This is a genomic window from Agromyces selenitireducens (assembly GCF_052748465.2).
In genome coordinates this window covers 3,032,386-3,053,060 of record NZ_CM188259.1, presented here as the reverse complement: position 1 = coordinate 3,053,060, position 20,675 = coordinate 3,032,386, and the positions used below count along the sequence as shown (strand labels likewise).

Below are 20,675 nucleotides of genomic sequence, written 5' to 3'. Positions count from 1 at the left end.
CCACCCGCGTTCATCGCCGCACCAGGAGCCCGGAGCCGTGGCGCTGGATCGCGTAGGTCAGGGTGAGCACCACGAGCGAGAAGCCGAGCAGCACGAGGCTCGTGAGGCCCGCGGTCTCGTAGTCGAATGCCTGCACGGCGTCGTACACCGCGACCGACACCGTGCGCGTCTCACCGGGGATGTTGCCGCCGACCATGAGCACGACGCCGAACTCGCCCACGGTGTGGGCGAACGTCAGCACCGCGGCCGTCGCCAGGCCCGCGCGCGAGAGCGGCAGCACGACGCGGAGCAGCGTGTCGACGCGATGGCGGCCGAGCACCGCCGACGCCTCGAGCAGGCGGCGATCGATGCCGGCGAACGCGGCGAGCATCGGCTGCACGGCGAAGGGCAGGCTGTAGAGCACGGATGCCACGAGCAGCCCGCCGAACGAGAACGCCAGCGTCGTGCCGGTCGTCTCCAGCCACCAGCGGCCGAACGCCGACCCTGTGCCGAGCGCGACGAGGACGTAGTAGCCGAGCACGGTCGGCGGCAGGACGAGCGGGAGCGCCACGACCGCCTCGACCACGACCGCCCAGCGCCGCCGGGTGAACGCGAGCCACGCCGCCAGCGGCACCGCGATCACCATCAGGATCGCGGTGGTCGCGAACGCGAGTCGTGCGCTGACGCCGACGGCCTCCCAGTCCATCTCAGCCCTCGTCCGACCCGTCATCGTCCGGCTCGCCATCGGGGAGGGAGAAGCCGTACCGGGCGAGGATCCGCGTGCCGTCCGGGCCGAGCATCGCGTCGCGGACCGTCCGCGCCGCCTCGGGATCACGGGCGGACCCGAGGATGACGCCGCCCTGGTCGAGGCGCGGGTACGCGTCGAGCGGGAGCTCGACCCAGCTCCCGACGTCGCGCAGCGGATCGGAACGGACGAGAGAGAGCGCGACGAGGCCGGCATCGGCGTTGCCCGACTGCACGAACTCGGCCGCCTGGGCGACGTTCTCGCCGAACACGAGCCTGGACCGGACGGCGTCGTGGACGCCCGCGCTGCGGAGCGCCTCGACGGCGGCGACGCCGTACGGCGCGTGCTCCGGATTCGCGATGGCGACGTGCCGCACCGCGGGGGAGGCGAGCGCGACGAGTCCGCCGGCCGGGTCGAACGCGGAGTCGTCGCCCGCCCAGAGCACCAGGCGGCCCACGGCGTACGGGAACAGGTCCCGCTCGGCGGCGAGGCCCGCGTCGACCAGCCGCCGCGGATACTCGAGGTCGGCGGAGAGGAACAGGTCGAACGGCGCTCCGTTGGCGATCTGCGTGAGGAACGTCCCAGAGGAGCCGTAGCTGGTCGTCACCGCGATCTCCGGGTGGGATGTCGCGACCAGGTCGACGATCTCCTCGAGGGCGAACTTGAGGTCCGCCGCCGCGGCGATGCGGACGACGCGTTCCGGTGCCTCGCCCGGGTCGGCTCCGTCCGCGGGGGACGCGCAGCCGCTCAGCGCGATCGCGGCCGCCACGGCGAGCCCGCCGAGCCGGACGGCGCGCATGCTCAGTCCGCCTCGCGGGCCGGCGAGCGCTCGACGATCACGTTGGTCGCCTTGACGACCGCCGTGGCCAGCACCCCCGGTTCGAGGGCGAGGTCGTCCGCCGCCTCGCGGGTCATCATCGAGACCACGCGGAAGGGGCCGGCCTGGACCTCGACGACCGCGACAAGGCCCTCGCGCTGCACGTCGGTCACGATGCCCTCGAGGCGGTTGCGGGCCGAGCTCTGGACGCCGTCGGCGCCGTCGGGGTCGCGCCGTCGAGTCACGAGGAACGCGGCGACATCCGCTCCCTCGACGTGCAGGCGCGCGCCCGCCTCCCGCCGTGCGGGAAGCCGGCCCTGGTCGATCCATCGGCGCACCGTGTCGTCGCTCACGCCGAGCAGGCGGGCGACCTCGGGAATCCGCAACTGCGTCACGATTCCCCAATCTACACCGTGCGCGCGGCACTTGTGCGGGTCGACCGCCGCAGATGCGCAATCGTGGCCCGCCGCCTACCGGGAGCCTGCGCCAGTGGCGTCGTCCCGCCGGCCGGTCACTCGTCGAAGACGGGCCTCGACGTGACGCGCACCGTCACGATCGCACGACCGTCGCCGCGCGGGCGCAACTGCGGCTCATGGTCCGGGACGAAGCGCTGCCACTCGTCGCGCGGCAGCCTCACCTCGACGTCGTCCACATCGAGGACCCACGCCTCGACATCATCGTCGAGGTAGCGGCCCTGCCGCACCTCGCTCGTCCAGCCGCCGTCCGACCGCACCCAGCGGACCAGGTGGATGCGCCGACCTCGGACGGGGTGGTTGACGTCCGTCTCCATGGTCCACTTGTACGCCTCGTCGGCGTGCGCTGGAACCCCTTGACCTGACCGGCCGACCGGGATCCGCCGCAGAAACAGGAAGACCCCCGGCGAACCGGGGGTCTCGATGTGGCTCCGACCGGCATCGATCCGGTGACCTTTCGATTTTCAGTCGAACGCTCTACCAACTGAGCTACAGAGCCTCGCGACATCCGCCCGACGAATCGGAACGGTTGCCTCGATAAGGAGAAAGCCCCTTCTCTCGAAAGGGAAAGGGCTTGTCGCCTGAGCGACCCTGACGGGACTTGAACCCGCGACCTCCGCCGTGACAGGGCGGCACGCTAACCAACTGCGCCACAGGGCCTCGTAAAGAAGCTGTTCAATTGTAAACCCATCGCGGGTGACCCCAACGGGATTCGAACCCGTGCTGCCGCCGTGAAAGGGCGGTGTCCTAGGCCGCTAAACGATGGGGCCGGAGTGTCATGCCGGGGCATGACCGCCGAGAAGAAAGCATACGCATTCGGCGGCCAGATTCCAAAACGAGCCTGCAGACCTGCGCCACGCGGGCGCGAAATCCCCGGATCCGGCCGGGACCGAGCCTACGGTGACATGGCCACTGCCCGCACGGACGCACGAGCGCGGCACCCTCGCGGGTCGCGCAGATGGGGGATCATGTCGCGAGACGCAGAGCGCCGAGCACCCGGCCGCGCCGGGTCGAGGCTGCGCGCCCTCGCCGCGGCCATCGCGCTCGTATTCGCCGCGACCGGGGGCGTCGTCGCCGACCCGGTCACCGCGACCGCCGCCGACTACCCCACCTGGCCGGAGGTGCAGAAGGCCAAGGCCGACACGCGCGCCGCGGCCCAGGCCGTCGACCAGATCATCGCGCTCATCGCCCAGCTCGAGCAGAACGTCGAGGTCGCCCGGGCAGAGGCGGAACTGCGCACCGAGGAGCTGTTCGTCGCGCAGCAGGAGTACGACGACGCCGTGCGCCGCGCCGATGAGATCCAGGCGCAGGCCGACGCCGCCGCGGAGGAGGCCGCCGCCGCCGAGCGGAGCGCAGGCCAGGTCGCCGCCCAGCTCTACCGGACCGGCAGCACCGACCTCGGAGTCAACCTGCTCATCGACGCCGGGGACGCGCGGCGCACCGACGAGCTGCTCTCCCGCCTCGGCTCCATGGAGAAGCTCGTCGAGCGCACCGGCGACATCTACGCGCAGGCGAAGGAGGCGGGCAACACGGCCCAGTCGCTCGCCGACCAGGCCGAGGTCGCGCGCGAGAAGCGCGAGGAGTTGCGCATCGTCGCCGAGCAGGCGCTCGCCGCCGCCCAGGCCGCGCAGGCGGCCGCGGAGGCCGCCCTCGCGGAGTCCGAGTCGAAGAAGATCGAGCTCGACCAGCAGCTGAAGTTCCTCCGCGACGCCGAGGCGAAGACCACGGCCGCGTACGAGGAGGGTGAGCGCAAGCGCAAGGAGGAGGAGGAGCGCCGGCGCAAGGCCGAGGAGGAGCGCCGCAAGCGCGAGGCGGCCGCCGCGGCCGCCGCAGCAGCGGCCGGCGGTGGTGGAGGCGGCGGCGGTGGCTCGTCGTCCGGCTGGTCGAAGCCCGCGTACGGCTACATCTCCGGCGTGTACGGGCCGCGGCAGGTCATCTGCAGCGGCGGCTACTGCACCAACCCGTTCCACTACGCCACCGACATCGCCACGGGCTGCTCGGCTCCCATCTACGCCGCCGCGAGCGGCCGGGTCGTGTTCTCCGGCTATTCGGGCAGCTACGGCAACTTCATCAAGATCGACCACGGCGGCGGCGTCTTCACCGGCTACGCGCACATCCGGTACGGCGGCCTGTTCGTCGGGTACGGCCAGCGGGTCTCGTCCGGTCAGGTGATCGCGTCGAGCGGCACGACGGGCGCCTCGACCGGCTGCCACCTCCACTTCGAGGTGTACAACGGCTGGAGCCGCATCAACCCCGTGCCGTTCATGTCCGCGCGCGGCGTGTACCTCGGCTGACGCGCGGCCGCGAAGACGACGCGAGGGGGCGAGCCGGTCGGCTCGCCCCCTCGTCCGTGCAGCGCATGCCGCGGCATCCGCTCATGGCTCAATGGCCCGGGTACGCCTCGAACGCCTTGGCGATGAGCGACTCGGCCTCGGCCGCGTTCGCCCACCCCTCGGTCTTGACCCACTTGCCGGGCTCGAGGTCCTTGTAGTGCTCGAAGAAGTGCTCGATCTCCTTGCGCGTGTACTCGGGGATGTCGTCGACGTCCTGGATGTGGTTCCAGCGCGGGTCGCCCGCCGGCACCGAGATGACCTTCGCGTCGCCGCCGCCGTCGTCGGTCATGTGGAACACGCCGACCGGGCGCACCTTCAGGCCGACGCCGGGGAACAGCGGGTACTGGGTGAGCACGAGCACGTCGAGCGGGTCGCCGTCGTCGCCCAGGGTGTCCTCGAAGAAGCCGTAGTCGGTCGGATAGACGAAGTTCGTGTAGAGCACGCGGTCGAGGAACACCCGGCCCGTCTCGTGGTCGACCTCGTACTTGTTGCGGCTCCCCTTGGGGATCTCGATGACGGCGGCGTACTCGCCCATGCTGTTCTCCTCGTGTGGCGGATGGCGCGGCCCGCGCCCGGATGGCCGGAATAAGGTTACGTGATGGCCTCCGAGCGCCGACCACGCCTGACTCCGCCGATCGCCGACGTGCGACGCGCGGTGCGCGGGGTGCTGGCGCCTGCGGGTCGAGGAGGAGCCCCCGGAGCCGTCTCGAGACCCGGCGGCGAGGATCTCGAGACGCGCTCCGCGCTCCTCGATCCGCAGACCGGCCCGTTGCTGCTCGTGGCGCTCTCGGGCGGGCCCGACTCGCTCGCCCTCGCGGCGGCCGCCGCGTTCGAGGCGCCCAGGGCAGGCTGGCGGGCCGGAGCCGTCGTGGTCGACCACGGCCTGCAGGCGGGTTCCGCCGAGCAGGCGGATGCCGCGGCCTCCGTCGCCCGGAGCCTCGGGCTCGACCCGGTGCTCGTGCGACGCGTCGATGCGCTCGCCTCGCCGGGCGGTCCCGGCCCGGAGGGCGCCGCGCGCGCCGCCCGCTACGCGGCCCTCGACGAGGCCGCCGACGACACCGGAGCGGAGCTCGTGCTGCTCGGGCACACGCTCGACGACCAGGCCGAGACCGTGCTGCTCGGCCTCGCCCGCGGTTCCGGCGCCGCGAGCCTCGCCGGCATGGCGCCGCGCTCCGGCCGGTACGCGCGCCCGTTGCTCGCGATCCGCCGTGCGACCACGCGGCAGGCCTGCGCCGACGCGGGCCTCGTCGCCTGGAGCGACCCGCACAACGCCGACCACGGCTACGCGCGCGTGCGGGTGCGCGAACGGGTGCTGCCCGTGCTCGAGGCGGAGCTCGGGCCCGGCGTGGCGGAGGCGCTCGCGCGCACCGCCGAGCAGCTGCGCGAGGACGAGCAGGCATTCGCCGAGCAGATCGACGAGTTCATAGAGGAGATCTGCGAACCCGCCGAGGCGGGCATCGCGGTCAGCGTCGGCGTGCTCGCCGCCAACCCCGCCGCCCTCCGCCAGCGCATCGTCCGCCACGTCGTCGCGAGCGAGTTCGGCGTCGCGCTCACCCGGCGCCAGACCCTCGAGGTCGCGCGGCTCGTCACCGACTGGCACGGGCAGGGTCCCATCGACCTCCCCGGATGCCGCGCGACCCGGGTGGGCGGGCGCATCGAGTTCACCTCTCGCTGAGGGCTAGGCTCGTGGCATCCGTTTCGCCCACACGCCACAGGAGGAGCCCGGGATGGATTCGCGCGAGATCGAGGCCGACCTGACCGAGGTGCTCGTCACCGAGCAGCAGATCCGCGACAAGCTGGCCGAGCTCTCCCGTCGTATCGAGGCCGACTACGAGGGGCGCGACCTCCTGCTGGTCGGCGTGCTCAAGGGCGCCGTCATGGTCATGGCCGACCTGGCACGCGAGCTGCGGTCGCACGTCACGATGGACTGGATGGCGGTGTCGTCGTACGGCGCCGGAACACAGTCGTCGGGCGTCGTGAAGATCCTGAAGGACCTCGACAGCGACCTGTCGGGTCGCGACGTGCTCATCGTCGAGGACATCATCGATTCGGGCCTGACCCTGAGCTGGCTGCTCGGCAACCTGCGCTCGCGCGGCGCCGCGTCGATCGAGATCTGCGCGCTGCTGCGCAAGCCGGATGCCGCCAAGGTCGAGGTCGACGTGAAGTACCTCGGCTTCGACATCCCCAACCAGTTCGTCGTCGGCTACGGGCTCGACTTCGCCGAGCGGTACCGCAACCTGCGCGACGTGGCGATCCTGGCGCCGCACGTGTACAGCTAGGCCGGCCGCGGGGCCGTCCGGAGGGAGCCGTCGCATGGGTCAGCGCGGGCGCCGGACCAGGCTGCGGGACGCGGGTGACGCCTTCGCGACCAACTGGCGGAACGCCGACCTGCGCCGCGCCCAGCTCAGCTTCCTGGGCGCATGGACCGCGGAGTGGGCGTTCACCGTGGCGCTGGGGATCGTCGCCTACCGTGACGGCGGCGCCGCAGCCGTCGGACTCGTGGGACTGCTCCGCATGCTCCCGTCGGCGATCCTCGCCCCGCTGCTGTCTCCCATCGCCGACCGCGGACGCAGGGAGCGGGTCCTCATCCTGGTGTCCGTCGTGCGGGGGACCGCGACCGCGGGGGCGGCCGTCGTGGTCGCGGTGTCGGGTCCGACGGCCGCCGTCTACGTGCTCGCCGTCGTGTCGACCATCGCGGCCACGCTGTACCGCCCGGCGCACTCGGCGCTGCTGCCGTCGCTCTGCCGCACCGGCTACGAGCTCGCCAGCGCCAACATGGTGCGTGGGCTGCTCGACTCTGCGGCGACGGTCGCGGGCCCGCTGCTGGCCGCCGTGCTCCTCCAGTTCACCGGCGTGGACGTCGTGTTCGCCGTCGCAGCGGCCGCGTCGTTCGCGGCAGCCGCCCTGCTGGTCCGGCTGCGCTACGAGGCGCCGCCGCGCCCGTCGGCGCCGAGCCGACCCGACATCCTCGGCGAGGCCGTCGAGGGCGTCCGGGCGGTCGCGAAGGACCGGGACCTCGTCCTCATCCTCGGGCTCGCGGCGGCGCAGGCGCTCACGCGCGGCGCGCTCACCGTGCTCTCCGTGGTCGTCGCGATCGAGCTCCTGGGCACCGGCGAGCCGGGCGTCGGTGCGCTCATGACCGCGGTCGGGGGCGGCGCGGTGCTCGGCTCCCTGGGTGCCTCGCTCCTCGTCGGCACCGGGCGGCTCGGCGCGTGGTTCGCCGTCGGAGTGGGGCTCTGGGGCCTGCCGATCGCGCTCGTGGGCGTCTTCCCCCAGCAGGCGGTCGCCCTGGTGCTGCTCTCGTTCGTCGGCGTCGGCAACGCGCTGATCGACGTCGCCGGGTTCACGCTGATCGGCCGGCTCGCCCCCGACGAGGTGCTGGCACGCGTCTTCGGCGTGCTCGAGAGCATGGTCGCGGTGTTCGTCGGGATCGGCGGGGTCGTCGCCTCGGCCCTGATCGGGTGGCTCGGCATCCAGGCCGCGCTCATCGCGATCGGCCTCCTGTGCCCCGTGCTCGCGGCGGCCTCGTGGTGGCGGCTGCGGAGGCTCGACCGGTCCGTGGCGGTCCTCGACCTCGACATCGGGTTGCTGCGCCGGGTCGACATGCTGTGCACGCTGCCGCTGCCCTCCATCGAACAGCTCGCGCGTGGCCTCCAGCCGGTCGCCGTCCCGTCGGGGGCGACCGTCTTCGCCCAGGGCGATCCGGGCGACCGGTACTACGTGATCGAGTCCGGCGAGGTCGACGTGGTCCACGACGGGCGCCTCGTCGCCTCCCTCGGCGCGGGGGAGGGCTTCGGCGAGATCGCGCTGCTCCGTCCCACGGGGCGGATGGCCACCGTGGTCGCCCGGAGCGACCTCCGGCTGCAGGCCCTGTCGTCGGACCGATTCCTCCCCGTCGTCCTCGGGTACACGCCGAGCGCACTGCAGGCCTCGGCGACCGTCGACGGCATCCTCGCCCAGTACGAGCCGGACGAGCCGTCCGGGGATCCTCCGACCCGCGCCTGAGCCCGGGGTCGACCGGAGCGCTGCGCGCTTTCAGCGAACAGGGAGACGACCTCCAGCGGGCAACGGGTAGCCTGTCACCACCATGAACATGAAGAAGATCCTGCGCGGGCCGGTCATCTACATCCTGCTGGCCATCGTGGCGGTCTGGATCGGGTCGAGCCTCATCACCCAGTCGGGATTCCGCGAGGTGTCGACCCAGCAGGGCCTCGAACTCCTCGAGGAGGGCAAGGTCCAGGAGGTGAAGATCGTCGACGGCGAGAACCGCGTCGACCTCACCCTGGCCGAGGCCGAGGAGGACCTCGGCACGCAGGTGCAGTTCTACTACGTCACGCCGCGAGGCGAGGACATCCTTGCGGCCGTCGACCGCGCCGACCCCGAGAACGGGTTCGACGACGAGGTCCCGCAGCCGAGCTGGTTCCTGTCGATGCTCGGCATCCTGCTGCCGCTCGTCCTCATCGGCCTCTTCTTCTGGATCATCCTGTCGGGCATGCAGGGCGGCGGGAACCGCGTCATGCAGTTCGGCAAGTCGAAGGCCAAGCTCGTCTCGAAGGAGAGCCCGAAGGTCACGTTCGACGACGTCGCGGGCGCCGACGAGGCCATCGAGGAGCTCCACGAGATCAAGGACTTCCTGAAGGACCCCGCGAAGTTCCAGGCGGTCGGCGCGCGCATCCCGAAGGGCGTGCTGCTGTACGGCCCGCCCGGCACCGGCAAGACGCTGCTCGCACGAGCCGTCGCGGGCGAGGCGGGCGTGCCGTTCTACTCGATCTCCGGCTCCGACTTCGTCGAGATGTTCGTCGGCGTCGGCGCGAGCCGCGTGCGCGACCTCTTCGACCAGGCCAAGCAGAACGCGCCGGCCATCATCTTCGTCGACGAGATCGACGCGGTCGGCCGTCACCGCGGCGCGGGCCTCGGCGGCGGGCACGACGAGCGCGAGCAGACGCTGAACCAGCTGCTCGTCGAGATGGACGGCTTCGACCCGAAGACCAACGTCATCCTCATCGCGGCGACCAACCGCCCCGACATCCTCGACCCGGCGCTGCTGCGCCCCGGTCGGTTCGACCGGCAGATCGGCGTCGACGCGCCCGACCTGAAGGGCCGCCAGAAGATCCTCGAGGTGCATGCGAAGGGCAAGCCGCTCGCGAACGGCGTCGACCTCGAGGTCCTCGCGCGCAAGACCCCCGGGTTCACCGGCGCCGACCTCGCGAACGTGCTCAACGAGGCCGCCCTGCTCACCGCGCGCTCGAACGCGCAGCTCATCGACGACCGGGCGCTCGACGAGGCCGTCGACCGCGTGATCGCCGGCCCGCAGCGACGCTCGCGCGTGATGAAGGACAAGGAGAAGCTCATCACCGCGTACCACGAGGGCGGTCACGCGCTCGCGGCGGCGGCGATGAACTACACCGACCCCGTGACCAAGATCACGATCCTGCCGCGCGGGCGCGCACTCGGCTACACGATGGTGCTGCCGCTGGAGGACAAGTACTCGGTCACGCGCAACGAGCTGCTCGACCAGCTCACCTACGCGATGGGCGGACGCGTCGCCGAGGAGATCGTGTTCCACGACCCGTCGACGGGCGCCTCCAACGACATCGAGAAGGCCACGGCGACCGCGCGCAAGATGGTCACCGAGTACGGCATGAGCGCCACGGTCGGCGCTGTGAAGCTCGGCCAGTCGCAGGGCGAGGTCTTCCTCGGCCGTGACATGGGGCACCAGCGCGACTACTCGGAGGAGATCGCCGAGCGCGTCGACGTCGAGGTGCGGACCCTCATCGAGCAGGCGCACGACGAGGCGTGGCAGGTGCTCAACGACAACCGCGACATCCTCGACCGGCTCGCCGAGGAGCTGCTCGAGCACGAGACGCTCGACCACAACCAGATCGCCGAGATCTTCAAGGACGTGAGGAAGCTCCCGCAGCGACCGCTCTGGCTGTCGAGCGACAAGCGTCCCGTGTCCGACCGACCGCCGATCCGCTTCCCGCACCAGAAGGCGCCGATCGACCAGGGCGCCGTCGACGGCGGCGTCGATTCGGGCGCGGCGGTCGAAGAGGCGAAGGCGTCGCGCACGCCGAGCACGAAGCCGCGTCCCGCGACGGCCTAGTCGCCGCGGGCGCGTTGAGGAGGGTGCCATGACCGGCGTCGACACGGCCCGCGTCGAGCGTGCCGTTCGCGAGCTGCTCCTCGCGATCGGCGAGGACCCCGAGCGGCCCGGACTCGAGCGCACCCCTCGCCGGGTCGCCGAGGCCTACGCCGAGTTCTTCAGGGGCGTCGGCGCCGATCCGCAGGAGCACCTGGTCGACTCCGTGCCGACCGGGTCGACGGATGCCGGCGAGCCGGCCGATTCCGACGCCGTGGTGCTCCGCGACCTGGCCTTCCGGTCGATGTGCGAGCACCACCTGCTGCCGTTCACCGGGACCGCGCACGTCGCCTACCTCCCCGGTGAGAAGATCGTCGGGCTCGGCCGCATCCCCGCCGTCGTCGACACGATCGCGAGCCGGCCCCAGGTGCAGGAGCGGCTCACGGAGCAGATCGCCGACGCCCTCGACGCCGGCCTCCGGCCGCGCGGCGTGCTCGTGGTGCTCGAGGCCGAGCACGGGTGCGTGACCGCGCGGGGAGCCCGGCAGGAGCACAGCTCCACCGTGACGATCGCGAGCCGCGGCGCGCTCGCCGATCCCGTGGAGCGCGCCGAGATCATGGCCCTCATCGGATCGGTCCGCGGTGGCTGACACGCTCATCATGGGGGTCGTCAACGTCACCCCCGACTCGTTCAGCGACGGCGGGCGATGGTTCGACGCCGACGCGGCGATCTCGCACGCCCTCGAGCTCGCCGAGTCCGGCGCCGACATCCTCGACGTCGGCGGCGAGTCCACGCGGCCCGGCGCCGCACGGGTCGAACCCGACGAGGAGCTTCGGCGGGTCGTCCCGGTGATCCGGGAACTCGCCGCACGGGGGCTCCGCGTGAGCGTCGACACCATGCGCGCGGCCACCGCCGCCGCCGCAGTGGAGGCCGGCGCCGAGATCATCAACGACGTGTCCGCCGGGCTCGCCGACGAGGCGATGGCCCGCATCGCGGCCGAGACCGGCGCGCACTACGTCGCGATGCACTGGCGCGGCCACTCCGACCGGATGGACGAACTCGCCCGGTACACCGATGTCGCGGTCGAGGTGCGCGACGAGCTCGCCGACCGGGTCGAGGCGCTCGTCGCGGCGGGCGTCGCGCGCGACCGGCTCATCCTCGATCCCGGCCTCGGTTTCGCCAAGCGCGGCGACCAGAACTGGGAACTGCTCGGCCGGCTCGACGTGCTCGCGGGGCTCGGCCTCCCGATCCTCGTCGGGGCGTCGCGCAAGCGGTTCCTCGGGGCGCTGCTCCGCGAGGCCGCACCCGTGGAGGACCGCGACCTGCCCACGGCGGTCGTGAGCGCGCTGTCCGCGCAGGCCGGCGCCTGGGGCGTCCGCGTGCACGACGTGGGCTCGACGCGCATCGCGCTCGACGTCGCCCGTGCATGGCAGAGTGGACGACGTGCCTGACTCCCGCGACCGGATCGCCGTCACCGGAATCCGCGTGCGCGCCCACCACGGCGTGCACGACTTCGAGCGCGAGCAGGGGCAGGAGTTCGTGATCGACGTGTCCGTCGCCGTCGACCTCGCCGCCGCGGCGTCCGGCGACGACCTCGCCCGCACCGTGCACTACGGCGAGCTCGCCGTCGCCGTCGCTCGCGCGGTCGAGCGCGACCCCGTCGACCTGATCGAGACGGTCGCCGAGCGCGTCGCCGCGGTCGCCCTCGGGTTCGACGGCGTGGAGGAGGCGACGGTCACGGTGCACAAGCCGCAGGCCCCCATCGAGGTGCCCTTCGACGACGTGGCCGTCACCCTCGTGCGGAGCCGGGCGTGAGCCGGGCCGTCATCGCGTTCGGCGCGAACCTCGGCGATCGCGAGGCGACGATCGCCGCTGCCACGCGCGAACTCGCCGACAGCCCGGGCATACGGCTCGTGGCGGTCTCGCCCGTGTACGAGACCCCCGCCGTGAAGCTCGACGGCGTCGATCGCCGGGCACCCCGCTACCTCAACGGCGTCCTGGTCGTCGAGACCGACCTCGACCCGCATGCCCTGCTCGAGCTGCTGCACCGCGTCGAGCACGCCCACGGCCGCACGCGCGACGAGCGGTGGGGCGATCGTACCCTCGACCTCGACCTCATCGACGTCGACGGCGTGCAGCTGGTCGACGAGCGGCTCGAACTGCCCCATCCCCGCGCCTGGCAGCGCGCGTTCGTGCTGCAGCCGTGGCTCGACGTCGAGCCCGACGCCGAGCTCGCCGGGCGCGGGCGCGTCGCCGACCTGCGGGCCGCCGCCACCGACGAGGTGGTGCGGCGATGAAGCGCACGCACGCCTCGACGCTCGTCGCCTTCGGGTTCGTCGGCCTCGCGGTGGGCTACCTCGGCGAGCTCGCCCTCGTCAGCAGCGGCGCCCAGGCCCTCGTCCCGCCCGTCTCGCTCGCGATCACGCTCGCCGGCGTGGCCGCGCTCGTGCTCGCCTTCGCGTGGCCCGTACGGCAGGCCGTCCGCGGCACCGCGAAGCGGCGCATCGACCCCTTCCGGGCGGCTCGCACGGCGGTGCTCGCGAAGGCGACGAGCGTGACCGGTGCGCTCGTGCTCGGCGCGGGCATCGGCGTGGTCGCGTTCCTGCTCACGCGCAGCGTTCCGCCGGCCGCATCGACCGTGTGGTCGGCGGTCGCGACCGCGTTCGCCGCAGCGCTGCTGCTCGCCGCGGGGCTGGTCGCCGAGCACTTCTGCACGATCCCGCCCGACGAACCCGACGAGGAGGAGGGCGCCGCACATGCCTGAGCACGACGAGCCGCCGACCCGCGAGCCGCTGGTTCCGCAGCCGCACCCGCAGCCGCAGCCGCACCCGCAGCCGCAGCCGGCGACCGTCGAGCCCACTGCATCCGCCTGGCCGGTCGTCGAGCCGTCGGGTGCGGACGCCGGACCCGCCCGCCCGCACGAGATCGACGTCGAGTGGCGGCGCGTGTCTCCGAAGCACGTGGTGGTCGAGGTGGTCGGATCCCTGATCGGCTCGGGCATCACGGTGGCAGCGCTGCTCGTCGCCGGCACGTGGCTCGAGCTGCCCCTGCTGTGGTGGGCCGCAGCCGCCGTCGGGGCGATCGCGCTCGTCGCGATCGCCTTCGAGCCGCGCCGGGTGCGCTCGATCGGGTACCGGCTCCGCGCCGACGACCTCGTCTTCCGCCGCGGGATCATGTACCAGCGCCAGGTCGCCGTGCCCTACGGCCGCATGCAGCTCGTCGACATCACGCGCGGCCCCGTCTCCCGCGCGCTCGGGCTCGCCGACCTGAAGTTCGTCACCGCCGCCGCGGCGACCGCCGTCACGCTGCCCGGCCTGCCGCTGGAGGAGGCGGAGCGGTTGCGCGACGAGCTCGTCGCCCTCGCCGAGACGCGCCGGGCGGGGCTGTGACCGAGACGAGCCCCCGGGCCCCGGTGCGCTATCTCGCCGACGGCGAGTGGCACCGGCTGCACCCGGCGAGCCCCTTGCTGCGCGGCGGCCTCGTGTTCATCGCCGTGGTCGGGTTCGTCCTGGCCAACCTGCGCGAGCGACTCGTCGAGGTGTTCCTGCTGCTGTTCTCCCCGGGCGAGGCGGGCGACCGGTTCGACCGGCCCGGCGGATGGAGCGGCGACTGGGGCGACGATCCGATCGGCGGCATCGTCGTGAACGGGCTGATCGGATGGGCCCTCGCGGGGCTCCTGGTGATCATCGTCCTCGTGATCGGCGGATTCCACCTCGCGTGGCGCATGCACACCTTCCGGGTCACGCACGAGGCGCTGGAGGTGCGCAGCGGCATCCTGTTCCGCTCGCACCGCAGCGCCAGGCTCGACCGCATCCAGGGCATCAACCTCAATCGCCCGCTCTTCGCCCGGCTGTTCGGCACGGCGAAGCTCGACGTGTCGGTCGCCGGCCAGTCGGGCAACGTCGACCTGTCGTACCTCGGCTCAGCACAGGCCGACCGCCTGCGGGCCGACCTCCTCCGGCTCGCCTCGGGCGCCCGCCGCGCCGCCGCACCCGACGTCGAGGTCGCAGGCGACGCCGCCGCCACGGAGGGCGCCTCGGGCGTGCCGGTCGCCGGGGTCGCCGAGCCCCCGCGGGGCACGCTCGCCGCTCGCGCCGGCGGCCTCGTGGGGCGCCGGGTCGACGAGTTCCTCGCACCCGAGCTCGACCCGTCGATCGCGCCGCCCGAGTCGGTCGTCCGCATCCCGCTGGCCCGCGTGATCGCGTCGGCGCTGCTCGGCGGGTCGATGATCTGGTTCGTGGTGCTCGTCGCGATCATCACCACCGGCATCGTGAGCGGTGCGCCGTGGGTGCTGTTCACCTTCGTCCCCGCCGTGATCGGGCTCGTGAGCTACCTGTGGTCGCGCATCACCAAGTCGCTGCGGTACTCCATCGCGGGCACGTCCGACGGCGTCCGCATCGGCTCCGGGCTCCTCTCGACCGCGAACCAGACGATCCCGCCCGGGCGCGTGCACGCCATCGAGGCGACCCAGTGGCTGCTGTGGCGTCCCTTCGGCTGGTGGAGCATGCGGGTCAACGTCGCCGGACAGTCCCTGTCCGCCAACGGGGAGGGCGCGCAGCGCACGCTCGTGCTGCCCGTGGGCACGGCCGACGACGTGCGCCGCGTGGTCGGCCTGTTCGTCCCCGATGCCGACGAGTCGCTCGGCGACCTGCTCGCCGCAGGCCTCACGGGCACCGGGGCCGGCACGGGCTTCACGCCGGCCCCGCGTCGCGCGGCGTGGATCAGGCCGTTCTCCTGGCGTCGCATCGGGCTCGCCGCCCATCGCGGGCTCGCGCTCATGCGACGTGGCTGGCTGGTCCGCAGCGTCGTGCTCGTGCCGCTCGCGCGCATGCAGTCCGTGGCGATCGCCGCGGGACCAGTGCGGCGCGCGCTCGGGGTCGCCTCCCTCCGCATCCACACGGTGATGGGTCCCGTGACCGCCGAGGTGCCGGCGCTCGACCGGGCCGAGGCGGATGCCGCGTTCGAGGCGCTCGCCGCCGAATCCGTCGCGCGAGCGCTGCGCGACCACAGCGACCGGTGGGGGGAGGCGGCCGATGCCCGCTGACCGCAGGGCCGGGCGCCTCGGCGTCGGGACGATCGGCGCCGGACGCGTCGGCGCCGTGCTCGCCTCGGCCCTCGCCGGTGCCGGCCACGCGCTCACCGGCATCTCCGCCGTGTCCGACGCGAGCCGCGAGCGCGCCGCCGCGATGCTGCCGGACGTGCCGGTCCTCCCGATCCCCGAGGTCATCGAGCGCAGCGAGCTCGTGCTGCTCGCGGTGCCGGGCGACGAACTGCCCTCGCTGGTCGAGGGCCTCGCCGCGGCCGGCGCATGGCGGGCGGGCCAGCTGGTCGTGCACACCGTCGCGCGACACGGCGTCGAGGTGCTCGAACCGGCGCGGCGTGCGGGCGCGATCCCGCTCGCCATCCATCCGGCGATGACCTTCACGGGCACGAGCATCGACCTCACCCGCCTCGCCGGGACCTGGTTCGCCGTGACCGCGCCCGCACCGGTGCTGCCGATAGCGCAGGCCCTCGCCGTCGAGATGGGCGGCGAGCCCTTCGTCGTCGCCGAGGAGGATCGCGGCGCCTACGCCGACGCCGTCGACACGGCGGTGTCGTTCTCGTCCGCGATCGTCGACCAGGCCGCCGGACTGCTCGAGGGCATCGGGGTGGTGCGCGCCGGGTCCGTCCTCGCGCCGCTCGTGCGCACCTCGGTCGAGAACGCGCTCGCGCGGCACGATCCCGGTCCCACCGTCGACGGGGGTGCGGCTACGATCGACGGGGCCGTCGACGACTGGCCGTCCGGAGGTGTCGAGTGAGCGAGCGCAAGGGCGACGATCGGGCGACGGCCGCACCCGCGGCATCCGTCGCCGTCGCGCCTCGGGTCGTCGAGACCGTCGCCGGCATCCGCGACCGGGTCGACGCGCACCGCGCCGCGGGTCGCCGCGTCGCGCTCGTGCCCACGATGGGCGCACTGCACGACGGGCATCTCGCGCTCGTGCGTCGCGCCCGCGAGGTGGCCGACGTCGTCGTCGTGTCGATCTTCGTGAACCCGCTGCAGTTCGGCGCGGGTGAGGACCTCGACCGCTACCCGCGCACGCTCGACGCCGACCTCGGCGCGCTCGCAGAGCACGGCGTCGAACTCGTGTTCGCGCCGACCGCCGACGAGATGTACCCCGACGGCGCGGTCGAGACCGTGGTGACGGCGGGGCACGTCGGCGCGATGTACGAGGGCGCCTCCCGACCGGGGCACTTCGACGGCATGCTCACGGTCGTCGCGAAGCTGTTCAACATCGTGCGTCCCGACCGGGCCGTGTTCGGCCAGAAGGACGCCCAGCAGGTGTTCCTGGTCCGCCGCATGGTGCGCGACCTCGACGTGCCGCTCGCGATCGAGGTCGTGCCGACCGTGCGCGAGCCCGACGGCCTCGCCATGTCGAGCCGCAACCGGTATCTCGAACCCGACCAGCGCCGGGCCGCACTGCTGCTGTCGGAGTCGCTCGCCGCGGCCGAGGCCGCCGGCGCGGAGGGCCTCGACGAGGTGCTCGCCGAGGCGGCGGCGGCGTTCGGCGACCACGACGGCGTCGAGCTCGACTACCTCGTCGTGGTCGATCCCGAGACCTTCCTCCCGGTGGGCGACGAGGCGCGCGGCGAGGCGATCGTGCTCGTCGCGGCCCGCGTCGGCACCACCCGGCTCATCGACAACGCCGTCATCTCGCTCGGCTGACGGGCGGGCGCCATCCGGTGCCCGTCAGGATCGGCGCGAGGGGTCGGGCTACGCTGTTCACTGGCGTCCGCGAACGGATGCCGCATCCCGCACGCCCGCCGACCGAACCCGGAGTCCCCATGGCCGACGAGACCACGCACGAGCCGACCGCCGAGGAGATCTCGGAGCAGAAGGCCGTGCGTCTGGCCAAGCGCGAGCGGATCAACGCGGCATCCGACGGCCCGGGCGCGGGCGCCTACCCGGTGAGCCTGCCGATCACGTCGTCCATCCCCGAGGTGCGCGATCGCCACGTCGGCCTCGGCGTCGACGAGCGCAGCGGCGAGACGGTCGGGCTGGCGGGGCGCGTGGTGCACCTGCGCAACACCGGCAAGCTGTGCTTCGCGGCGCTGCAGTCCGGCGACGGCAGCCGCATCCAGGCCATGGTGTCGCTCGGCGAGGTGGGCGAGGAGTCGCTGGCGGCGTGGAAGGAGCTCGTCGACCTCGGCGACCACGTCTTCGTCTCGGGCGAGGTCATCACGAGTCGCCGCGGCGAGCTGTCGATCATGGTGTCCGAGTGGCGGATGGCGGCGAAGGCGATCAACCCGCTGCCGAACCTGCACCACGAGTTGTCGGAGGAGACCCGGGTCCGCAGCCGCTACCTCGACCTGATCGCGCGCGACCAGGCGCGTCGCAACGTGCTCGACCGTGCGACGGTCAACGCGAGCCTGCGCCGCACGTTCGCCGAGCTCGGCTTCGTCGAGGTCGAGACGCCGATGCTCCAGGTCATGCACGGCGGTGCGTCGGCACGACCGTTCGTGACGCACTCGAACGCGTTCGACACCGAGCTCTTCCTGCGCATCGCGCCCGAGCTGTACCTCAAGCGCGCGGTCGTCGGCGGCATCGAGCGAGTGTTCGAGATCAACCGCAACTTCCGCAACGAGGGTGCCGACTCGACGCACAGCCCCGAGTTCGCGATGCTCGAGGCGTACGAGGCGTACGGCGACTACCACTCGATCGCCGACCTCACCCAGAAGCTGATCCAGGATGCCGCGCACGCCGTCGCCGGCTCGCACGTCGTGACGTGGGCCGACGGCGCCGAGTACGACCTCGGCGGCGACTGGGAGCGGCTGTCGATGTACGACTCGCTGTCGGAGGCGATCGGCGAGCAGGTCACGCCCGAGACGCCGATGTCGCGCCTGCAGGACCTCGCCGACGCGGTCGACATCGAGATCGACCACCCCCTGCCGGGCAAGTACGTCGAGGAGCTGTGGGAGCACCACGTGAAGTCGGGCCTCGAGCGGCCGACCTTCGTCATGGACTTCCCGCTCGACACCTCGCCGCTCGTGCGGCAGCATCGCACGATCCCGGGCGTCGTCGAGAAGTGGGACCTCTACGTGCGCGGGTTCGAGCTCGCGACCGGCTACTCCGAGCTCGTCGACCCGGTCGTGCAGCGCGAGCGGTTCGTCGAGCAGGCGCGCCTGGCCGCGGGCGGCGATCCGGAGGCCATGCGCCTCGACGAGGAGTTCCTCCGCGCGCTCGAGTTCGGCATGCCCCCGACGGGCGGCATGGGCATGGGCATCGACCGGTTGCTCATGGCGATCACGGGTCTCGGCATTCGCGAGACCATCCTCTTCCCCCTGGTCAAGACCCACTCCGAGTGAACGGATGACGCGATGAACGACTACCTGCCCAAGAAGGAGCTCGAACCGGAGCGCGATCCGCGGAAGCCGTCGTTCGCGCGCGTGGCGATCTGGGTCATCGTCGGGGCGATCGGGCTCTACCTGCTCGGATCCGGCATCTGGGGCATCGTCACCGGAGGCTGACGCCGTCGGCGCCGCGCCCGGCCCCCGAGCTGGGGCGGTCGACGCTCAGCGAACCCGAGGAAACCCCCGTATTCTGGAACGGCTATGGACGAATTCTGGGCGAACGCGATCTGGTCGGTCGCGCCGACCGTGCTGATCGGACTCATGTTCTGGGTCGTGATGCGCGCGGTGATCCGCGCCGACCGCACCGAGCGCGACGCCTACGCGCGCATCGAGGCCGAGGAGCGCGCGAAGCGCGCCGGCGAGCACCGGGCCGCGTAGCCGGGCATGACGCCGGCGCAGACGACGACCCTCATCGGCGGCATCCTGCTGCTCATCGACCTGGTCATCCGCGTCATCGCGATCATCGTCGTCCCGCGCAACCGCAGGCCGACCGCGGGCATGGCCTGGCTGCTCGCGATCTTCTTCATCCCCTACCTCGGCATCCTGTTCTTCCTGCTCATCGGCAACCCGAAGCTGCCGAAGGCCCGGCGCGAGAAGCAGGAGCAGGTCGACCGCTTCATCCGGGAGAGCACGCACGGCGTCGAGCGGGTCAGTGACAGCTCCGCGTGGCCCGACTGGTTCGAGGGCGTGGTGCGACTGAACCGCAACCTCGGGGCGATGCCGCTGATCGGCCAGAACGGCGCACGCCTCATCGGCGACTACGAGGCGTCGCTCGATGCGATGGCCGACGCGGTCGACCGTGCGGAGCGGTACGTGCACGCCGAGTTCTACATCTTCGCGTACGACTCGACGACGGCGCGCTTCATCGACGCGCTCGGCGACGCCTCGCGGCGCGGCGTCGAGGTGAAGGTGCTGCTCGATCACATCGCCTCGCGGCGCGTGAAGGGCTACCGGCGCACCCTGCGCCGGCTCACCGAGCGGGGGATCGAGTGGCAGCTCATGCTGCCGGTGCAGCCGCTCTTGGGCAGGTACCAGCGTCCCGACCTCCGCAACCATCGCAAGATCCTCGTGGTCGACGGCGAGGTGGCCTACATGGGGTCGCAGAACGTCATCGACCGCAGCTACAACAAGCGCAGCAACATCCGTCGCGGCCTCAAGTGGCAGGAGCTCGTCGCCGAGGTCGAGGGCCCGATCGTGTCGGGCCTCGACGCGATCTTCGCGACCGACTGGTACCTCGAGACGGGCGAGGCGCCGTCGCGCGACGAGCTCATCCCGTTCGAGCAGGAGTCCGAGCTGCAGAACCTCGACTGCCAGGTCGTGCCGAGCGGTCCCGGCTACCAGAACGAGAACAACCTGAAGCTGTTCCTCGCGCTGCTGTACGCCGCGCGCGAGCGCATCATCATCACGAGCCCGTACTTCGTACCGGATGAGGCGATGCTGCGCGCCATCAGCGGTGCGACGCAGCGCGGCGTGCACGTCGAGCTGTTCGTCTCCGAGGTCGGCGACCAGGCGCTCGTCTACCACGCGCAGCGCTCCTACTACGAGGCGCTGCTGCGCGGCGGCGTGCGGATCTACATGTACCAGGCGCCGTTCATCCTGCACGCCAAGCACTTCACGATCGACGACGACGTCGCGGTGATCGGTTCGAGCAACATGGACATCCGCTCGTTCGAACTCAACATGGAGGTCTCGCTGCTGGTGCGCGGCGCGTCGTTCGTGCGCGAGATGCGGGCGGTCGAGGACGGCTACCGTCGGGACAGCCGTGAGCTGACGCTCGACGAGTGGATGCAGCAGCCCCTCCGCTCGACGGTCCTCGACAACCTGGCCCGGCTGACCTCGGCACTGCAGTAGCGGTCCGGCG

23 protein-coding genes and 3 tRNA genes are annotated in these 20,675 nt (G+C 72.4%); 18 read left to right on the top strand and 8 right to left on the bottom strand.

Annotated features, from left to right (window positions below; translation table 11 throughout):
• Nucleotides 1-10 precede the first annotated feature (10 nt).
• The 7 genes from modB to ACULK4_RS14335 form a co-directional block, all read right to left on the bottom strand.
• Nucleotides 11-685, bottom strand: coding sequence for a molybdate ABC transporter permease subunit (modB, locus tag ACULK4_RS14365; RefSeq protein WP_445966249.1), 675 nt, complete (start codon nucleotides 683-685; stop codon nucleotides 11-13).
• Between the two features lies 1 nt (nucleotide 686).
• Entirely contained in the window at nucleotides 687-1,523 is an 837-nt protein-coding gene (modA, locus tag ACULK4_RS14360) for a molybdate ABC transporter substrate-binding protein (RefSeq protein ID WP_445966248.1), read from the bottom strand.
• A 2-nt stretch (nucleotides 1,524-1,525) separates the two neighbouring features.
• Nucleotides 1,526-1,936 (bottom strand): TOBE domain-containing protein, encoded by a 411-nt coding sequence (locus ACULK4_RS14355; protein ID WP_445966247.1) that lies wholly within the window; start codon nucleotides 1,934-1,936, stop codon nucleotides 1,526-1,528.
• A gap of 116 nt (nucleotides 1,937-2,052) precedes the next feature.
• Nucleotides 2,053-2,331 (bottom strand): hypothetical protein, encoded by a 279-nt coding sequence (locus ACULK4_RS14350; RefSeq protein ID WP_445966246.1) that lies wholly within the window; start codon nucleotides 2,329-2,331, stop codon nucleotides 2,053-2,055.
• A 109-nt stretch (nucleotides 2,332-2,440) separates the two neighbouring features.
• Nucleotides 2,441-2,513: transfer RNA gene (locus ACULK4_RS14345), tRNA-Phe, on the bottom strand.
• Between the two features lie 87 nt (nucleotides 2,514-2,600).
• Nucleotides 2,601-2,674, bottom strand: a tRNA-Asp gene (locus ACULK4_RS14340).
• A 37-nt stretch (nucleotides 2,675-2,711) separates the two neighbouring features.
• Nucleotides 2,712-2,784: transfer RNA gene (locus ACULK4_RS14335), tRNA-Glu, on the bottom strand.
• 198 nt (nucleotides 2,785-2,982) lie between these two features.
• On the opposite strand from ACULK4_RS14335, the gene ACULK4_RS14330 reads away from it, so the two are divergent.
• A complete protein-coding gene (locus ACULK4_RS14330) occupies nucleotides 2,983-4,308 on the top strand; it encodes a M23 family metallopeptidase (protein WP_445966245.1) in 1,326 nt (441 codons plus the stop codon).
• Nucleotides 4,309-4,396: 88 nt separating this feature from the next.
• On the opposite strand, the gene ppa is transcribed toward ACULK4_RS14330, so the two are convergent.
• The gene (ppa, locus tag ACULK4_RS14325) at nucleotides 4,397-4,882 is read right to left on the bottom strand and encodes an inorganic diphosphatase (protein WP_445966244.1); all 486 of its coding nucleotides are present in this window, start codon (nucleotides 4,880-4,882) and stop codon (nucleotides 4,397-4,399) included.
• A gap of 63 nt (nucleotides 4,883-4,945) precedes the next feature.
• On the opposite strand from ppa, the gene tilS reads away from it, so the two are divergent.
• From tilS to cls, 17 genes are all read left to right on the top strand, one after another.
• Nucleotides 4,946-6,022: a tRNA lysidine(34) synthetase TilS gene (gene tilS, locus ACULK4_RS14320; RefSeq protein WP_445966243.1), complete on the top strand. Its 1,077-nt coding sequence runs from the start codon at nucleotides 4,946-4,948 to the stop codon at nucleotides 6,020-6,022.
• A 52-nt stretch (nucleotides 6,023-6,074) separates the two neighbouring features.
• Complete coding sequence (gene hpt / locus ACULK4_RS14315) at nucleotides 6,075-6,626, top strand: hypoxanthine phosphoribosyltransferase (protein WP_445966242.1); 552 nt, start codon at nucleotides 6,075-6,077, stop codon at nucleotides 6,624-6,626.
• 34 nt (nucleotides 6,627-6,660) lie between these two features.
• Complete coding sequence (locus ACULK4_RS14310; RefSeq protein ID WP_445966241.1) at nucleotides 6,661-8,352, top strand: MFS transporter; 1,692 nt, start codon at nucleotides 6,661-6,663, stop codon at nucleotides 8,350-8,352.
• An 82-nt stretch (nucleotides 8,353-8,434) separates the two neighbouring features.
• Nucleotides 8,435-10,450 (top strand): ATP-dependent zinc metalloprotease FtsH, encoded by a 2,016-nt coding sequence (ftsH, locus tag ACULK4_RS14305; protein ID WP_445966240.1) that lies wholly within the window; start codon nucleotides 8,435-8,437, stop codon nucleotides 10,448-10,450.
• A 28-nt stretch (nucleotides 10,451-10,478) separates the two neighbouring features.
• On the top strand, nucleotides 10,479-11,075 hold the full coding sequence (folE, locus tag ACULK4_RS14300) for a GTP cyclohydrolase I (RefSeq protein ID WP_445966239.1): 597 nt from the start codon (nucleotides 10,479-10,481) through the stop codon (nucleotides 11,073-11,075).
• A 10-nt stretch (nucleotides 11,076-11,085) separates the two neighbouring features.
• Nucleotides 11,086-11,877 (top strand): dihydropteroate synthase, encoded by a 792-nt coding sequence (folP, locus tag ACULK4_RS14295; protein WP_445966312.1) that lies wholly within the window; start codon nucleotides 11,086-11,088, stop codon nucleotides 11,875-11,877.
• Complete coding sequence (gene folB, locus ACULK4_RS14290) at nucleotides 11,870-12,241, top strand: dihydroneopterin aldolase (RefSeq protein WP_445966238.1); 372 nt, start codon at nucleotides 11,870-11,872, stop codon at nucleotides 12,239-12,241. The genes folP and folB overlap by 8 nt, the downstream gene beginning before the upstream one ends.
• Entirely contained in the window at nucleotides 12,238-12,723 is a 486-nt protein-coding gene (gene folK / locus ACULK4_RS14285; protein ID WP_445966237.1) for a 2-amino-4-hydroxy-6-hydroxymethyldihydropteridine diphosphokinase, read from the top strand. The genes folB and folK overlap by 4 nt, the downstream gene beginning before the upstream one ends.
• Entirely contained in the window at nucleotides 12,720-13,190 is a 471-nt protein-coding gene (locus tag ACULK4_RS14280) for a DUF3180 domain-containing protein (RefSeq protein ID WP_445966236.1), read from the top strand. Before folK ends, ACULK4_RS14280 begins: the two co-directional genes overlap by 4 nt.
• Nucleotides 13,183-13,815: a PH domain-containing protein gene (locus tag ACULK4_RS14275; RefSeq protein WP_445966235.1), complete on the top strand. Its 633-nt coding sequence runs from the start codon at nucleotides 13,183-13,185 to the stop codon at nucleotides 13,813-13,815. Before ACULK4_RS14280 ends, ACULK4_RS14275 begins: the two co-directional genes overlap by 8 nt.
• Nucleotides 13,812-15,470, top strand: coding sequence for a PH domain-containing protein (locus tag ACULK4_RS14270; protein WP_445966234.1), 1,659 nt, complete (start codon nucleotides 13,812-13,814; stop codon nucleotides 15,468-15,470). The genes ACULK4_RS14275 and ACULK4_RS14270 overlap by 4 nt, the downstream gene beginning before the upstream one ends.
• Complete coding sequence (locus ACULK4_RS14265; protein WP_445966233.1) at nucleotides 15,460-16,224, top strand: Rossmann-like and DUF2520 domain-containing protein; 765 nt, start codon at nucleotides 15,460-15,462, stop codon at nucleotides 16,222-16,224. Before ACULK4_RS14270 ends, ACULK4_RS14265 begins: the two co-directional genes overlap by 11 nt.
• A gap of 86 nt (nucleotides 16,225-16,310) precedes the next feature.
• Entirely contained in the window at nucleotides 16,311-17,129 is an 819-nt protein-coding gene (gene panC / locus ACULK4_RS14260) for a pantoate--beta-alanine ligase (RefSeq protein WP_501043390.1), read from the top strand.
• Between the two features lie 119 nt (nucleotides 17,130-17,248).
• Entirely contained in the window at nucleotides 17,249-18,769 is a 1,521-nt protein-coding gene (gene lysS, locus ACULK4_RS14255; RefSeq protein WP_445966231.1) for a lysine--tRNA ligase, read from the top strand.
• Nucleotides 18,770-18,781: 12 nt separating this feature from the next.
• Nucleotides 18,782-18,931 (top strand): hypothetical protein, encoded by a 150-nt coding sequence (locus tag ACULK4_RS14250; RefSeq protein ID WP_445966230.1) that lies wholly within the window; start codon nucleotides 18,782-18,784, stop codon nucleotides 18,929-18,931.
• 84 nt (nucleotides 18,932-19,015) lie between these two features.
• Nucleotides 19,016-19,192, top strand: coding sequence for a hypothetical protein (locus ACULK4_RS14245; RefSeq protein ID WP_445966229.1), 177 nt, complete (start codon nucleotides 19,016-19,018; stop codon nucleotides 19,190-19,192).
• Nucleotides 19,193-19,198: 6 nt separating this feature from the next.
• Nucleotides 19,199-20,665, top strand: coding sequence for a cardiolipin synthase (cls, locus tag ACULK4_RS14240; protein WP_445966228.1), 1,467 nt, complete (start codon nucleotides 19,199-19,201; stop codon nucleotides 20,663-20,665).
• The last annotated feature ends 10 nt before the right edge of the window (nucleotides 20,666-20,675 follow it).

Coding starts and splice junctions, on each gene's coding strand:
- modB (WP_445966249.1), bottom strand. CDS start 685: ATGGACTGGGAGGCCGTCGGCGTCAGCGCACGACTCGCGTTCGCGACC.
- modA (WP_445966248.1), bottom strand. CDS start 1,523: ATGCGCGCCGTCCGGCTCGGCGGGCTCGCCGTGGCGGCCGCGATCGCG.
- ACULK4_RS14350 (WP_445966246.1), bottom strand. CDS start 2,331: ATGGAGACGGACGTCAACCACCCCGTCCGAGGTCGGCGCATCCACCTG.
- ACULK4_RS14330 (WP_445966245.1), top strand. CDS start 2,983: ATGTCGCGAGACGCAGAGCGCCGAGCACCCGGCCGCGCCGGGTCGAGG.
- ppa (WP_445966244.1), bottom strand. CDS start 4,882: ATGGGCGAGTACGCCGCCGTCATCGAGATCCCCAAGGGGAGCCGCAAC.
- tilS (WP_445966243.1), top strand. CDS start 4,946: ATGGCCTCCGAGCGCCGACCACGCCTGACTCCGCCGATCGCCGACGTG.
- hpt (WP_445966242.1), top strand. CDS start 6,075: ATGGATTCGCGCGAGATCGAGGCCGACCTGACCGAGGTGCTCGTCACC.
- ACULK4_RS14310 (WP_445966241.1), top strand. CDS start 6,661: ATGGGTCAGCGCGGGCGCCGGACCAGGCTGCGGGACGCGGGTGACGCC.
- ftsH (WP_445966240.1), top strand. CDS start 8,435: ATGAACATGAAGAAGATCCTGCGCGGGCCGGTCATCTACATCCTGCTG.
- folE (WP_445966239.1), top strand. CDS start 10,479: ATGACCGGCGTCGACACGGCCCGCGTCGAGCGTGCCGTTCGCGAGCTG.
- folP (WP_445966312.1), top strand. CDS start 11,086: ATGGGGGTCGTCAACGTCACCCCCGACTCGTTCAGCGACGGCGGGCGA.
- ACULK4_RS14280 (WP_445966236.1), top strand. CDS start 12,720: ATGAAGCGCACGCACGCCTCGACGCTCGTCGCCTTCGGGTTCGTCGGC.
- ACULK4_RS14275 (WP_445966235.1), top strand. CDS start 13,183: ATGCCTGAGCACGACGAGCCGCCGACCCGCGAGCCGCTGGTTCCGCAG.
- ACULK4_RS14265 (WP_445966233.1), top strand. CDS start 15,460: ATGCCCGCTGACCGCAGGGCCGGGCGCCTCGGCGTCGGGACGATCGGC.
- lysS (WP_445966231.1), top strand. CDS start 17,249: ATGGCCGACGAGACCACGCACGAGCCGACCGCCGAGGAGATCTCGGAG.
- ACULK4_RS14250 (WP_445966230.1), top strand. CDS start 18,782: ATGAACGACTACCTGCCCAAGAAGGAGCTCGAACCGGAGCGCGATCCG.
- ACULK4_RS14245 (WP_445966229.1), top strand. CDS start 19,016: ATGGACGAATTCTGGGCGAACGCGATCTGGTCGGTCGCGCCGACCGTG.
- cls (WP_445966228.1), top strand. CDS start 19,199: ATGACGCCGGCGCAGACGACGACCCTCATCGGCGGCATCCTGCTGCTC.